The following is a 14,390-nucleotide window of genomic DNA, read 5'->3' on the forward strand; positions in this document are numbered from 1 at the left end:
GTGCGTCCGGGGGCCCAGATTTTGCCCGGGCTCCCGGACGCGGTGTGCTTCACGCCGTGCTCGGTGCCGTAACCTCGAAGGCCGGAGCCCGCCGACTTCGGGACCTCGATCCACACCTTGGGGATGCTCAGCGCATGACTGCGATTTCTCTCGGAATGCCCACCGTTCCGACTCAGCTCGCCGTACGGCGGGTCAGCCGCAAGATCCAGGTCGGGTCGGTGGCGGTCGGTGGGGACGCGCCGGTTTCGGTGCAGTCGATGACCACGACACGTACGTCGGACATCGGTGCGACGCTCCAGCAGATCGCGGAGCTGACGGCCTCCGGCTGCCAGATCGTGCGCGTGGCGTGCCCGACCCAGGACGACGCGGACGCGCTCGCGACGATCGCCTCCAAGTCCCAGATCCCGGTGATCGCGGACATCCACTTCCAGCCGAAGTACGTGTTCGCCGCGATCGACGCGGGCTGCGCCGCGGTGCGGGTGAACCCCGGGAACATCAAGCAGTTCGACGACAAGGTCAAGGAGATCGCGCGCGCGGCGAACGACGCCGGGACGCCGATCCGGATCGGCGTGAACGCGGGTTCGCTGGACGCGCGACTGCTGAAGAAGTACGGCAAGGCGACGCCTGAGGCCCTCGTGGAGTCGGCGCTGTGGGAGGCGTCCCTCTTCGAGGAGCACGGCTTCCGGGACATCAAGATCTCGGTCAAGCACAACGACCCGGTCGTGATGGTCAACGCCTACCGGCAGCTCGCCGCGCAGAGCGACTACCCGCTGCACCTCGGCGTCACCGAGGCAGGACCGGCGTTCCAGGGCACGATCAAGTCGGCCGTCGCCTTCGGCGCCCTGCTGAGCGAGGGCATCGGTGACACGATCCGCGTCTCGCTGTCGGCGCCGCCGGCCGAGGAGGTCAAGGTCGGGCTCCAGATCCTGGAGTCGCTGAACCTGAAGCAGCGCCGGCTGGAGATCGTGTCCTGCCCGTCGTGCGGCCGTGCCCAGGTGGACGTGTACAAGCTGGCCGACCAGGTCAGTGCGGGCCTTGAGGGCATGGAGGTGCCGCTGCGCGTCGCCGTGATGGGCTGTGTCGTCAACGGTCCCGGCGAGGCGCGCGAGGCGGACCTGGGCGTGGCCTCGGGCAACGGCAAGGGCCAGATCTTCGTCAAGGGCGAGATCATCAAGACGGTCCCCGAGTCGAAGATCGTCGAGACCCTCATCGAGGAAGCCCTCAAGATCGCCGAGCAGATGGAGAAGGACGGCATCGCCTCCGGCGAGCCCGAGGTCTCGATCAGCTGACTCATGACATTCATCGGCTGACTCATGACACCCACGACAGCGCCCCGCCGGAGGAACCCCCTCCGCGGGGCGCTGCTCGTGAGCGAGCTCACCGCCTTCCGCGGAAACGGTTCACGGCCACGAGCGGCGTGCCCCAGCCTCTTTGGGTACAGTGCGGAAATCAGCAGACCGCATGGTGAGGCCCCCTCGTGTTGACGCAGACCACCACCCGGGTCCTCGAACCCAGCGACCTCGGCGCCGCCCTCGCGGTGCTGGAGAGCGAACCCGTGACCAACGCCTTCGTGACCTCCCGGGTCCAGATCGCAGGCCTCGACCCTTGGCGCCTCGGCGGCGAGATGTGGGGCTGGTACGCCGACGGCCACCTGCGCTCGCTCTGCTATTCGGGAGCCAACCTCGTCCCCATCTGCGCCACCCCCGAGGCCGTCCGCGCCTTCGCCGACCGCGCCCGCAGGGCCGGCCGCCGCTGCTCCTCGATCGTGGGCCCGGCCGGGCCCACCGCACAGCTGTGGCGGCTCCTCGAACCGGGCTGGGGCCCCGCCCGGGAGGTGCGGGCCAACCAGCCCGTCATGGTCACCGAGAGCCCGTCCGCCGACGTGGCACCCGACCCGCTGGTCCGCCGCGTCCGCAAGGACGAGATGGACGTCCTGATGCCGGCCTGCGTCGCCATGTTCACCGAGGAGGTCGGCATCTCCCCGCTCGCGGGCGACGGCGGACTCCTCTACCAGGCCCGCGTCGCCGAGCTCATCGCCGCCGGCCGCTCCTTCGCCCGGATCGAGGACGGCAAGGTCGTCTTCAAGGCGGAGATCGGCGCCACCACCTCCCAGGCCTGCCAGATCCAGGGAGTCTGGGTCGCCCCCGAGTTCCGTGGCCGCGGCCACTCCGAGACCGGCATGGCGGCCGTCCTGCGCTACGCGCTGGCCGACATCGCGCCGATCGTCAGCTTGTACGTGAACGACTACAACACCCCCGCACGCAAGGCGTACCGCCGCATCGGCTTCCGGGAGACCGGTGCGTTCATGAGCGTGCTGTTCTGATCCCGCCGCCGCTCCGCCCCGCCCCGGCCCGTACCCCGCATCCCGCGACGGACAGTAGGGTCTGCTCATGGCAGCAGCTTCCGGGGGCGGCCCCCACAGTACCGGCGTCCGGATCGGACCGGTCGATCTGGCCGCACGCGTGGACGAGGCGCTCGCCGTGCAGGCCGTCGCCTTCGGGCTCGGGCCCGAAGAGATCGAGGTGCGCCGCCACATCGTCCTCAGACACCTCGACCACCCCTGCGCCCGCGCGCTCGGCGCCATGACCCCGGACGGCGCCCTGGTCGGCTTCGTCTACGGCATGCCCAACGAACGCGGCCACTGGTGGTCCACCGTCGTCGAGCCCTACCTGCGGGCCACCGGCTCGGCCGGCTGGCTCGACGACTCCTTCGTGATCACCGAACTCCACGTCCACCCGGAGTTCCAGAACCGTGGCATCGGCCGCACCCTCATCACCACCATCACGGACTCCGTCGACCAGCCCCGCTCCATCCTCTCCGCCATCGACACGGAGAGCCCGGCACGCGGCCTGTACCGATCGCTCGGCTACCGGGACCTCGCCCGGCAGGTGCATTTCCCCAGCGCGCCCATGCCGTACGCGGTCATGGGAGCACCGCTTCCGCTGCTCCGCGGCGGCCACGCCTGACTCAATCGATTTCCGCCCGCCGGTGCCGCCCGGCTAACCTCCTGCACATCACCCTTCCGAGCAGGAGTTCATCATGGCCCAGGTCCAGCGCATGTCCCGATTGATGATCAAGACACTGCGCGACGACCCGGCGGACGCCGAGACGCTCAACCACAAGCTCCTCGTCCGCGCCGGTTACGTACGCCGCACCGCGGCCGGCATCTGGTCCTGGCTGCCGCTCGGCAAGAAGGTCCTGGAGAACGTCATCCGCGTCGTCCGCGAGGAGATGGACGCGATCGGCGGCCAGGAGGTCCTGCTCCCCGCGCTCCTGCCCAAGGAGGCGTACGAGGCGAGCGGCCGGTACGACGAGTACGGCGACCTGCTGTTCCGGCTCCAGGACCGCAAGGGCGCCGACTACCTCCTCGGCCCGACGCACGAAGAGGTCTTCACCCAGGTCGTCAAGGACATGTGCTCGTCCTACAAGGACCTGCCCGTGATCCTCTACCAGATCCAGACCAAGTACCGCGACGAGGCCCGTCCCCGTGCCGGCGTGCTGCGCGGCCGCGAGTTCCAGATGAAGGACTCGTACTCCTTCGACACCACCGACGAGGGTCTCGCCGAGGCGTACCAGCTGCACCGCGCCGCCTACATCCGGATCTTCGAGCGGCTCGGCCTCGACCACCGCATCGTCTCCGCGGTCTCCGGTGCCATGGGCGGCTCGGCGTCCGAGGAGTTCCTCGCGCCCGCCCCGGCCGGCGAGGACACCTTCGTCGACTGCCCCAGCTGCGACTACGCCGCCAACACCGAGGCCGTGACCTACAGGGCCACCCCGGTCGACGGCTCGGCGACCCCCGCCGTCGAGGAGCTGGACACTCCCGACACCCCGACCATCGAGACCCTCGCCGCCCACCTCGGCGTCCCGGCCTCCGCCACCCTGAAGAACCTCCTGGTCAAGGTCGACGGCGAGATCGTGGCCGTGGGCGTGCCCGGCGACCGCGAGGTCGACCTCGGCAAGCTCGGCGAGCACCTCACCCCCGCCGTCGTCGAGCTCGTCACCGCCGAGGACTTCGTGGGCCGCCCCGACCTGGTCCGCGGCTACGTCGGCCCGCATGGACTGGAGAAGGTCCGCTACATCGCCGACCCGCGCGTCACCGCCGGCACCGCCTGGATCACGGGTGCCAACAAGGAGGGCAAGCACGCGAAGAACGTCGTCGCGGGCCGCGACTTCGAGGTCGACGACTACCTCGACGTCGTTGTCGTCGAGGCGGGCGACCCCTGCCCCAACTGTGGCGCCGGCCTCCAGGTGGACCGTGCCATCGAGATCGGCCACATCTTCCAGCTCGGCCGCAAGTACGCCGACATCTTCTCCCTCGACGTCCTCGGCCAGCAGGGCAAGCCCGTCCGCGTCACGATGGGCTCGTACGGCATCGGCGTCTCCCGCGCGGTGGCCGCCCTCGCCGAGCAGACCGCCGACGACAAGGGCCTGTGCTGGCCCCGCGAGATCGCCCCGGCCGATGTGCACGTCGTCGCCGCGGGCAAGGCGCTCCAGACGGAGCTCGCCCTCGACGTCTCCGAGAAGCTGAACGCGGCCGGCCTGCGTGTCCTGGTCGACGACCGCCCGGGCGTCTCGCCCGGCGTCAAGTTCACCGACTCGGAGCTCATCGGCGTCCCGAAGATCCTGGTTGCCGGCCGCCGCTCGGCCGAGGGCGTCCTGGAGCTGAAGGACCGCCGCACGGGCGAGCGCGAGGAGCTCACGGTCGACGAGGCGATCGCCCGCCTCACCGAGCAGGGCTGACCACCACCCCGCACTACGCCCAAGGGCGCCGCACGGACATCCGTGCGGCGCCCTCCGGCGTACAGGACCTAGGTCCTGTCTGGAGTTCCCCCGCGGCGTCACGGCGTCCGGTGCCGCCGTCTCCGGTGGTGTCGTCAGTCGCCGACGCTCCGCGTCGACTCCCTCCTCCGCCTTGGATCCGACGGCACCGGACGCCGCTCCTTCTCCCGCGCTGGAACTCCAGACAGGACCTAGAGCCAGCCCGCGAACTCCAGCGTCACTTCGCCCTCCTGGCGGCGCCCGGCCGCCAGCGCACGGGTGCCCGACTCCACCGCGCGGAACAGCGTCCAGCCGTGCAGCCGTTCGCGGTCCACGTCCAGCGCGTCCGCGAGCTTCTTGACCCTGCGCCGGGCGGTCATCGCGCCACCGGGCGAGGCGATCAGGTCTTCGACCCGGTCCCGCACCAGCCGCGCCAGATCGTAGGCCCGCTCGCCGACCACCGGCTCGGGACCGACCGTCAGCCAGGGCGCGCGTTCGCCCGACAGCACCTTGCTCTGCCGGAAGTTACCGTGCAGCAGCAGAGCCTCGGGTGAGTGGGTGACCAGCTCCGCGCGTGCCGCCAGGGCCGCCGACACCAGGGGCTCCAGGGCGGGATCGTCCGCCGCGGAGGCCCGCATCGCCTCCGTGCGGAGTCCGGTCCGCACGGCGACCGTCTCGAAGGCGTGGCCGGCGGGCGGTTCGACCCAGAGCCGCCGCACCGTCCCGGCCGCCTCCAGCAGCGCCTTCGCCTCCGGCAGAGAGCGCAGCGACACCTCCGGGTGCAGCCGCTCCAGCAGCAGGGCGTCACCCACAGCCGCGATCGGCTTCACCGCGCCCCAGCCGTTCCAGTGGGTCAGCGCCGCCCTTTCGAGTTCCGGGTCCGCCCCGGCCGGGGCGAGCTTCAGCGCTGCCGGGGTGCCGTCGGCATCCCGTACCAGCAGGACCAGGCTGCTGCGCCCGCCCGGGGCGGCGACCCGGTCGACGGTCATCTCCCGCCCGGCCGCGGCCAGTGCCTGCTCGGTCAGCGCGGGAAGCCGCGCGAGCCACTGTGCGGCGGCCGTATCCCCGTACGACTCGCCGAGCGCTCGCACCAGACGCTGCGGCGGTTCAAAACCCATACGTGCCGTGTTCCCTTTCAGAGCCTTCGTCAGTGCGTCGTGCCGGTTCCGGCCTGCGCGTCGGACCCGGCCTTCGCACGGGCTCCGGTTGTCTCGTCCTTCTCACCGGTCCCGTCGGTGCGGGACCCGTCCGCGGCCCGCTCGGCGAGCCCGGGAAAGGGTACGCCGCTGCCGCGCCAGCGGACGGCGCGCACCGCGGCCTCGCGCAGGGCGTCGGCCGCCGAACGCCGCAACGGGCCCTCGCAGGCCCGTACGAGGTCGGAGTAGACATCCGCGACCCGGTCCTCCAGCACGGCGGCGAGGCGCACGGCCGAGGCGGCGTCCGGTACCGCGAACGGCAGAGCGTACGCGGGAGCCGCGGTGGCCGGTTCACCGCCCAGGTCGCGCACCGTCCGCACCAGCGCGTCGCGCCGGGCCCGGTGGGCGTGATGGGCGGCGGTGGCCTCGGCGCGGCGGTCCGCGGCGACCCGGGCGCCCGCCACCCCGTATCCGTACACGGTCGCGTGTTCGGCGGCGAGCGCCGCCTGTGCGGCCGCCAGCGTCCCGTCCTCGCTCATGCCTTCGTCTCCTTGGCCAGTTCGGTCAGCAGGTAGGCGTGGGCCGAGGCCGCCGCCGCGACGGACGCGAGCAGCCGGGCGAGTTCCGGCGGAGCCTTCATCAGCGCCTCGGTGTGCGAGGCGGCGGCCCGGCGCTCCGCGGCGGCCAGCTCCCTGACCGCCGCCCGGGCGTCACCGGTACCGGGGCGGGTCCGGACGAAGCCGAGCGCGTCGCCGGGGCCCAGGGCCGTGATGTGGGCGCGGACGGCGTCCCGCAGCGGAGCGAGCCCGGCCGTGGTCGCGGGGTGGGTCCGGACCACGGTCTCGTACTGGGCGAAGAGCGAGGTGCTCACGGAGCGGGCCTTCACCCGGAGCGACGTCTCCGCAGCCCGGCCGGCCGACGAGCGGTCGGCCGCGGTCCGTGCGCCGGCCCGTGCGGAGCCCTTGCGTCCGGCGCTCTCGTCATCGCCGCCGCCGCAGCCGGCCAGCACCGCCCCCATGGCGATCGCTCCCGTCGCGGTCAGCGCTCCCCTGCGCGTCGTCCCCGTGCGCCGCACTTGTTCTCCTTCGGGCCTGGACCTGTCTTGACTGGATCTGTCCGGAAGTGATCACCGTTGGCGAGCGTACCCGCGCCCCGGGGGGCGACGGACAGCAACACCCCTTGGGACCGGATACCCTTTGACCAGACACGCGACGATCCCCACAACAGCACACGCGGCCGAGGAGTCACCCGGATGAGCACCACCCAGAGCGAGAGGCTGCGCGGGCTGGTCGAACCGCTCGTCAGCGCCGAGCAGCTGGATCTGGAAGAGATCGAAGTGTCCCGGGCCGGCCGCCGCCGGGTGCTGCGGATCATCGTGGACTCCGAGGAGGGCGTGGAGCTCGACGCCTGTGCGGATCTGAGCCGCGCGATCTCCGACAAGCTCGACGAGACCGATGCGATGGGCGAGGACGAGTACGTCCTGGAGGTCAGCTCTCCCGGTGCCGACCGCCCGCTGGCGGAGCACCGCCACTACGTACGTGCCACGGGCCGGCTGGCCCGGCTGACGCTCAACGAGGGCGGCGAGCTGGTGGCCCGCATCCTCGCGGTCGACGAAGAGGGCCTCGATCTCGAGGTGCCGGGAGTCAAGGGCCGCAAGCCCACGTCCCGCCGGATCGCCTTCGACGAGATCGCCAAGGCGCGCGTGGAGCTGGAATTCAACCGCAAGGACAAGAAGGAAGAGGAGGCGTAGCCGTGGACATCGATGTGAAGCTTCTGAAGGGCTTGGCGCAGGACAAGGAGATCCCGTTCGACGTGCTCGTCGAGGCGATCGAGTCGGCCCTCCTCATCGCGTACCACCGCACCGACGGCAGCCACCGCAGGGCGCGTGTGGAGCTGGACGAGCGCGGCCACGTGACCGTGTGGGCCAAGGAGGACCCGGCCGACCTCGAGGAGGGCCAGGAGCCCAAGGAGTTCGACGACACTCCCTCGGGCTTCGGCCGGATCGCCGCGACCACCGCCAAGCAGGTCATCCTGCAGCGGCTGCGCGACGCCGAGGACGACCGGACGTTCGGCGAGTACGCGGGCCACGAGGGCGATGTCGTCACCGGCGTCGTCCAGCAGGGCAAGGACCCGAAGAACGTCCTGGTCGACATCGGCAAGCTGGAGGCCATCCTGCCGGTGCAGGAGCAGGTGCCGGGCGAGGAGTACACCCACGGCCTGCGGCTGCGCACCTATGTCGTACGTGTCGCCAAGGGTGTCCGCGGCCCGTCCGTGACGCTGTCGCGGACCCACCCCAACCTCGTGAAGAAGCTCTTCGCGCTGGAGGTCCCGGAGATCGCCGACGGTTCCGTCGAGATCTGTGCGATCGCCCGCGAGGCCGGCCACCGTTCCAAGATCGCCGTCCGTTCCACCCGCTCGGGCCTGAACGCCAAGGGCGCCTGCATCGGCCCGATGGGCGGCCGTGTGCGTAATGTCATGGCCGAGCTGCACGGCGAGAAGATCGACATCGTGGACTGGTCGGACGACCCGGCCGAGATGGTCGCCAACGCGCTGTCGCCCGCGCGGGTGAGCGAGGTCGAGGTCGTTGACCTCGGTGCGCGCTCCGCCCGGGTCACCGTGCCCGACTACCAGCTGTCGCTGGCGATCGGCAAGGAAGGGCAGAACGCCCGTCTCGCCGCCCGTCTGACGGGCTGGCGCATCGACATCCGCCCGGACACCGAGACCGACGCCGAGCGCGACGTCGCGGACCGTGAGCGGGCCGAGCGGGCCCGGGAGCGCTCCGAGCGACGCTGACCCGAAACCGGTCACCGAGGGCCTCGACGGCCCCGACAGACCCCTGCCCGGACCGGGCGGGGGCTGGGTGACCAAGGAATAGATCTCGTCGGCACGCCGCTGAGATCACGACAACATCCGTTCGATTCTTGCCCCAAAGGGGTGAGGTCGGTGCGGGGAGGTAGACTTAAACGTGTCTGGCCGGACGCACGCCCGCGCTTGCCCCGAGCGAACCTGTGTGGGATGCCGGGAGCGAGCGGCCAAGAGCGAGTTGCTGCGCATCGTGGTGGACGGGGACGCATGCGTCCCTGATCCTCGCGGTACGCTGCCCGGCCGGGGTGCATACGTTCACCCCGTCTCTGTCTGTCTGGACCTGGCGGTTCGCCGCCGGGCATTCCCCCGGGCCTTCAAGGCCAAGGGGCCGTTCGACCCCGCTGCGGTGCAGCGGTTCGTCGAGCGGGTGACACCGTAAGAAATTGAACGGCACGGGTCTCCGTGCGGTCAGGTACCTCGCGAGTTGGAAGTAGGTCGAGATTGCGATGAGCACTCGATGAGTACGCGATGAGTACGCCCATGAAGTAGCGACGGTCCGGCGGTAACCCGGACCTAAAAGGAGCGAAGTGGCTAAGGTCCGGGTATACGAACTCGCCAAGGAGTTCGGGGTTGAGAGCAAGGTCGTCATGGCCAAGCTCCAAGAACTCGGTGAATTCGTACGTTCGGCGTCCTCGACGATCGAGGCGCCGGTTGTACGCAAGTTGACTGACGCACTGCAGGGGCCCGGCGGCAACGCCGGCAAGTCCGCTGCAAAGCCTGGCGCGCCCCGTAAGGCCGCCCCTGTGAAGCCCGCAGCGCCCTCCCCGGCCGCTGCGGCACGTCCCGGTGCTCCCAAGCCCGGCGCACCGGCTCCCAAGCCGGCCGCTGCCGAGGCCCCGGCGAGCACCACCCCCGCTGCGCCTTCCGCGCCGTCGGCGGGCCCGCGTCCGGGCCCCAAGCCCGCGCCGAAGGCCGCCCCGGTCACCCCGGTGCCCGCTGCCGAGTTCTCGGCTCCGGCTCCGGCCCAGTCGGCAGCACCGCAGCAGCAGACCCAGGCCCCGCGTCCCGCGGGTGCCACCCCGGGCCCCCGTCCCGCGACTCGTCCGGCTCCGGCCGGCGGGCAGCGCGACGGCGGCCGCGACGGTGGTCAGCGTGACGGCGGCCAGCGCGATGGCGGCCGTGGTGGAGAGCGCGGCGCCGAGCGCCCCGCCCGCCCCGCAGGCCAGGGCGCCCCGCGCCCCGGCGGCGCACGTCCGGCCGGTCCCCGTCCGGGCAACAACCCCTTCACCTCCGGTGGCTCGACGGGCATGGCCCGTCCGCAGTCGCCCCGTCCCGGCGGCGCCCCGCGTCCCGGTGGCGGCTCGGAGCGCCCCGGCGCCCCGCGTCCGCAGGGCGGCCCCGGCGGCGCCCCGCGCCCGCAGGGTCAGGGTCAGGGCGGTGCACGTCCGTCTCCCGGCGGCATGCCGCGCCCGCAGTCCCCTCGTCCCGGCGGCGCCCCCGGCGCCGGCGGTAACCGACCCAACCCGGGCATGATGCCGCAGCGTCCCGCTGCCGGCCCGCGTCCCGGTGGTGGCCCCGGCGGTGGCCGTGGTCCCGGTGGCGGCGGCGGTCGTCCCGGCGGCGGTGGCGGCGCAGGCCGTCCCGGTGGCGGCGGCGGCTTCGCAGGCCGTCCGGCCGGTCCCGGTGGCGGTGGCGGCGGTTTCGCCGGTCGTCCCGGTGGCGGCGGTGGCGCTCCCGGTCGTCCGGGTGGTGGCGGCGGCTTCGGCGGTCGTCCCGGCTTCGGCGGACGTCCCGGTGGCCCCGGTGCCCGTGGTGGCACGCAGGGCGCCTTCGGCCGTCCCGGCGGTCCCGCGCGTCGTGGCCGCAAGTCGAAGCGGCAGAGGCGCCAGGAGTACGAGTCGATGCAGGCCCCGTCGGTGGGCGGCGTCATGCTGCCCCGCGGCAACGGGCAGGCTGTCCGGCTGTCTCGCGGTGCTTCGCTCACGGACTTCGCGGAGAAGATCAACGCGAACCCGGCGTCGCTCGTCGGCGTGATGATGAACCTCGGCGAGATGGTCACTGCCACGCAGTCCGTCCCCGACGAGACGCTGAAGATGCTCGCGGACGAGATGAACTTCGTCCTGGAGATCGTCAGCCCCGAGGAGGAGGACCGCGAGCTGCTCGAGTCCTTCGACATCGAGTTCGGCGAGGACGAGGGCGGCGAAGAGGCCCTGGTCTCCCGTCCGCCGGTCGTGACCGTCATGGGTCACGTCGACCACGGTAAGACCCGACTGCTGGACGCGATCCGCAAGACGAACGTCGTTGCGGGCGAGGCCGGCGGTATCACGCAGCACATCGGTGCGTACCAGGTCGGCGCCGAGGTCAATGGCGAGGACCGCAGGATCACCTTCATCGACACCCCGGGTCACGAGGCGTTCACCGCCATGCGTGCACGTGGTGCGAAGTCGACCGACATCGCGATCCTCGTGGTCGCGGCGAACGACGGCGTGATGCCCCAGACGATCGAGGCGCTGAACCACGCCAAGGCGGCCGACGTGCCGATCGTGGTCGCGGTCAACAAGATCGACGTCGAGGGTGCCGACCCGGTCAAGGTGCGCGGTCAGCTCACCGAGTTCGGTCTGGTGGCCGAGGAGTACGGCGGCGACACGATGTTCGTCGACATCTCCGCCAAGCAGGGCCTCAACATCGAGGCTCTTCTGGAGGCCGTCGTCCTCACCGCCGACGCCTCGCTCGACCTGCGGGCCAACCCGGAGCAGGACGCTCAGGGTATTGCGATCGAGTCCCACCTCGACCGTGGCCGCGGTGCCGTCTCGACGGTCCTGGTCCAGCGCGGCACGCTGCGCATCGGTGACACGGTGGTGGTCGGCGACGCGTACGGCCGAGTCCGCGCGATGCTCGACGACAAGGGCGAGAACGTCGAGGAAGCGGGTCCTTCGACCCCCGTCCTCGTGCTGGGTCTCACCAACGTCCCGGGTGCCGGCGACAACTTCCTGGTCGTCGACGAGGACCGTACGGCCCGTCAGATCGCCGAGAAGCGTGCGGCGCGTGAGCGCAACGCCAACTTCGCCCGCAAGGGTGTCCGGTTCTCCCTGGAGAACCTGGACGAGGCGCTCAAGGCCGGTCTGGTCCAGGAGCTCAACCTCATCATCAAGGGCGACGCGTCCGGATCGGTGGAGGCTCTCGAGTCCTCGCTGCTCCAGCTCGACGTCGGTGAAGAGGTCGACATCCGGGTCCTGCACCGCGGTGTGGGTGCGGTCACCGAGTCGGACATCAACCTGGCGACCGGCTCCGACGCCATCGTGATCGGCTTCAACGTGCGCGCCGCAGGGCGTGCCGCGCAGATGGCCGAGCGCGAAGGCGTGGACGTCCGGTACTACTCGGTCATCTACCAGGCGATCGAAGAGATCGAAGCGGCCCTCAAGGGCATGCTCAAGCCGGAGTACGAAGAGGTCGAGCTCGGTACGGCGGAGATCCGCGAGATCTTCCGCTCGTCCAAGCTGGGCAACATCGCCGGTGTGCTGGTCCGGTCCGGCGAGGTCAAGCGCAACACCAAGGCGCGCCTGCTGCGCGATGGCAAGGTCATCGCGGAGAGCCTCAACATCTCCGGTCTGCGCCGCTTCAAGGACGACGTCACCGAGATCCGCGAAGGCTACGAGGGCGGTATCAACCTCGGAAACTTCAACGACATCAAGATCGACGACGTCATCGCGACGTACGAGATGCGCGAGAAGCCGCGAGGCTGACCCGTACCTCAACAGTCGGGGCCGGTCGACGGGACGTATATCCGTCGATCGGCCCCGGCCGTTCCGTGTACGGTTCTTGTGTCCCTGCCAATCACCGGCGGGGCGCGAACCCGAACCGGCGGGACATCCGGACATACATGTATGTGGGGACACTGTCCTTCGATCTGCTTCTCGGCGACGTACGGTCGCTGAAGGAGAAGCGCTCCATAGTCCGTCCGATCGTTGCCGAGCTCCAGCGCAAGTACGCGGTGAGCGTGGCGGAGACGGGCGGGCAGGACCTCCATCGCAGGGCCGAGATCGGCCTCGCCGTGGTCTCCGGGGAAACCGGACACCTCACAGACGTGCTCGACCGGTGCGAGCGGTTGGTCGCCGGCCGGCCGGAAGTGGAACTGCTGTCCGTACGACGGCGGCTGCACAGCGACGAAGACGATTGAGCAAGGCGAGAAGGAGACGGACCAGTGGCCGACAACGCGCGGGCTAAGAAGCTGGCGGACCTCATCCAGGAGGTGGTCGCCGAGAAACTGCAGCGTGGAATCAAGGACCCGCGCCTGGGTACGCACGTGACCATCACGGACACCCGCGTCACCGGCGACCTGCGGGAGGCCACGGTCTTCTACACGGTCTACGGCGACGACGAGGAGCGGGCGAGCGCGGCGGCCGGGCTGGAGAGCGCCAAGGGCATCCTGCGCTCGGCGGTCGGCTCGGCTGCGGGGACGAAGTTCACCCCCACCCTCGCCTTCGTGGCGGACGCGCTGCCCGAGAACGCCAAGGCGATCGAGGACCTCCTCGACCGGGTACGGGCCTCCGACGCCAAGGTGCGCGAGGCGTCCTCGGGCGCCACGTACGCGGGTGACGCCGACCCGTACCGCAAGCCGGAGGACGAGACCGACGAGGACACAGCCTCCGAATGACAGCGCAGAAAAGGACGCCGGACGGCCTTGTCATCGTCGACAAGCCGTCCGGCTTCACTTCGCACGACGTCGTCGCCAAGATGCGCGGAATCGCCCGGACCCGCCGCGTCGGCCACGCCGGCACGCTGGACCCGATGGCGACCGGCGTGCTCGTGCTCGGCGTCGAGAAGGCCACCAAGCTCCTCGGCCATCTTGCGCTGACCGAGAAGGAGTACCTCGGCACGGTCCGGCTCGGCCAGGACACCGTCACCGACGACGCGGAGGGCGAGATCATCTCGTCCACCGACGCCTCCGGCGTGACGCGCGAGGGCATCGACGCAGGGGTCGCGGCGCTGACCGGCCCCATCATGCAGGTGCCGTCCAAGGTCAGTGCCATCAAGATCGACGGCAAGCGGTCCTACGCGCGGGTGCGCGGCGGCGAGGAGTTCGAGATCCCGGCCCGTCCGGTGACCATCTCGTCCTTCCACGTCTACGACGTCCGCGAGGCCGTCGCCGAGGACGGCACTCCGGTGGTCGACCTCGTCGTCTCGGTGGTCTGCTCCTCCGGTACGTACATCCGGGCCATCGCCCGCGACCTCGGTGCCGGGCTCGGCGTGGGCGGGCATCTGACCGCCCTGCGGCGCACTCGGGTCGGTCCGTACGGTCTGGACGCCGCGCGGACGCTCGACCAGCACCAGGAGGAGCTCGTCGTGATGCCGGTGGCCGAGGCCGCCGACTCGGCGTTCCCCCGCTGGGACGTCGACGACAGGCGGGCCAAGCTGCTGCTCAACGGCGTGCGGCTCGACATGCCCGCGTATCCGCCGGGCCCCGTCGCGGTCTTCGGGCCCGACGGACGGTTCCTGGTCCTCGTAGAGGAGCAGAAGGGCAAGGCCAAGAGCCTCGCCGTCTTCGCCTGACACCCGGGGCCCTTTCCGGCCCCCGTCGGGGGGGGGGGGGGGGGGGGGGGGGGCGGGGGGCGCGCCGCCCCGGCGCCGGGGTGGGCGGCGCGCCGCGGCAAACACCCAAGAACGGCCAGGCCGCGGGGGGGGGGGGGGCGC

Annotated in this window: 14 protein-coding genes; 11 read left to right on the plus strand and 3 right to left on the minus strand. The window is 71.2% G+C overall.

Annotated features, from left to right (window positions below; translation table 11 throughout):
* Positions 1-134: 134 nt before the first annotated feature.
* The 4 genes from ispG to ACIBJG_RS18205 all read left to right on the plus strand — a co-directional run bounded on the left by ispG (position 135) and on the right by ACIBJG_RS18205 (position 4,740).
* Complete coding sequence (ispG, locus tag ACIBJG_RS18190; RefSeq protein WP_399308511.1) at positions 135-1,289, plus strand: flavodoxin-dependent (E)-4-hydroxy-3-methylbut-2-enyl-diphosphate synthase; 1,155 nt, start codon at positions 135-137, stop codon at positions 1,287-1,289.
* Positions 1,290-1,480: 191 nt separating this feature from the next.
* Positions 1,481-2,323, plus strand: a complete 843-nt coding sequence (locus tag ACIBJG_RS18195; RefSeq protein ID WP_399308561.1) for a GNAT family N-acetyltransferase — start codon at positions 1,481-1,483, stop codon at positions 2,321-2,323.
* A 67-nt stretch (positions 2,324-2,390) separates the two neighbouring features.
* Positions 2,391-2,966 (plus strand): GNAT family N-acetyltransferase, encoded by a 576-nt coding sequence (locus ACIBJG_RS18200; protein WP_399308512.1) that lies wholly within the window; start codon positions 2,391-2,393, stop codon positions 2,964-2,966.
* Positions 2,967-3,039: 73 nt separating this feature from the next.
* The gene (locus tag ACIBJG_RS18205) at positions 3,040-4,740 is read left to right on the plus strand and encodes a proline--tRNA ligase (protein ID WP_399308513.1); all 1,701 of its coding nucleotides are present in this window, start codon (positions 3,040-3,042) and stop codon (positions 4,738-4,740) included.
* A gap of 230 nt (positions 4,741-4,970) precedes the next feature.
* Here the strand turns inward: ACIBJG_RS18205 and ACIBJG_RS18210 are convergent, their stop codons facing one another.
* The 3 genes from ACIBJG_RS18210 to ACIBJG_RS18220 are packed head-to-tail and all read right to left on the minus strand — an operon-like array spanning position 4,971 to position 6,969.
* Positions 4,971-5,876 carry an aminoglycoside phosphotransferase family protein gene (locus ACIBJG_RS18210; protein WP_399308514.1) on the minus strand — a complete coding sequence of 302 codons (906 nt, stop codon included), beginning with the start codon at positions 5,874-5,876 and terminating at the stop codon, positions 4,971-4,973.
* 29 nt (positions 5,877-5,905) lie between these two features.
* On the minus strand, positions 5,906-6,433 hold the full coding sequence (locus tag ACIBJG_RS18215) for a ferritin-like domain-containing protein (protein WP_399308515.1): 528 nt from the start codon (positions 6,431-6,433) through the stop codon (positions 5,906-5,908).
* The gene (locus ACIBJG_RS18220) at positions 6,430-6,969 is read right to left on the minus strand and encodes a hypothetical protein (RefSeq protein ID WP_399308516.1); all 540 of its coding nucleotides are present in this window, start codon (positions 6,967-6,969) and stop codon (positions 6,430-6,432) included. The genes ACIBJG_RS18215 and ACIBJG_RS18220 overlap by 4 nt, the downstream gene beginning before the upstream one ends.
* Before the next feature lie 177 nt (positions 6,970-7,146).
* On the opposite strand from ACIBJG_RS18220, the gene rimP reads away from it, so the two are divergent.
* From rimP to truB, 7 genes are all read left to right on the plus strand, one after another.
* Entirely contained in the window at positions 7,147-7,644 is a 498-nt protein-coding gene (rimP, locus tag ACIBJG_RS18225; protein WP_399308517.1) for a ribosome maturation factor RimP, read from the plus strand.
* A 2-nt stretch (positions 7,645-7,646) separates the two neighbouring features.
* The gene (gene nusA, locus ACIBJG_RS18230; RefSeq protein ID WP_219571906.1) at positions 7,647-8,687 is read left to right on the plus strand and encodes a transcription termination factor NusA; all 1,041 of its coding nucleotides are present in this window, start codon (positions 7,647-7,649) and stop codon (positions 8,685-8,687) included.
* A gap of 172 nt (positions 8,688-8,859) precedes the next feature.
* Positions 8,860-9,138 carry a YlxR family protein gene (locus ACIBJG_RS18235; RefSeq protein WP_176729335.1) on the plus strand — a complete coding sequence of 93 codons (279 nt, stop codon included), beginning with the start codon at positions 8,860-8,862 and terminating at the stop codon, positions 9,136-9,138.
* Positions 9,139-9,286: 148 nt separating this feature from the next.
* Positions 9,287-12,442 (plus strand): translation initiation factor IF-2, encoded by a 3,156-nt coding sequence (gene infB, locus ACIBJG_RS18240; protein ID WP_399308518.1) that lies wholly within the window; start codon positions 9,287-9,289, stop codon positions 12,440-12,442.
* A 137-nt stretch (positions 12,443-12,579) separates the two neighbouring features.
* Positions 12,580-12,876, plus strand: a complete 297-nt coding sequence (locus ACIBJG_RS18245) for a DUF503 domain-containing protein (RefSeq protein WP_136329549.1) — start codon at positions 12,580-12,582, stop codon at positions 12,874-12,876.
* A gap of 24 nt (positions 12,877-12,900) precedes the next feature.
* Positions 12,901-13,353 (plus strand): 30S ribosome-binding factor RbfA, encoded by a 453-nt coding sequence (gene rbfA / locus ACIBJG_RS18250; RefSeq protein WP_362556430.1) that lies wholly within the window; start codon positions 12,901-12,903, stop codon positions 13,351-13,353.
* Positions 13,350-14,249 carry a tRNA pseudouridine(55) synthase TruB gene (gene truB / locus ACIBJG_RS18255; protein ID WP_399308519.1) on the plus strand — a complete coding sequence of 300 codons (900 nt, stop codon included), beginning with the start codon at positions 13,350-13,352 and terminating at the stop codon, positions 14,247-14,249. The genes rbfA and truB overlap by 4 nt, the downstream gene beginning before the upstream one ends.
* The last annotated feature ends 141 nt before the right edge of the window (positions 14,250-14,390 follow it).

It is taken from the genome of Streptomyces sp. NPDC050422 (genome assembly GCF_044458665.1).
Classification (GTDB): Bacteria; Actinomycetota; Actinomycetes; order Streptomycetales; family Streptomycetaceae; genus Streptomyces.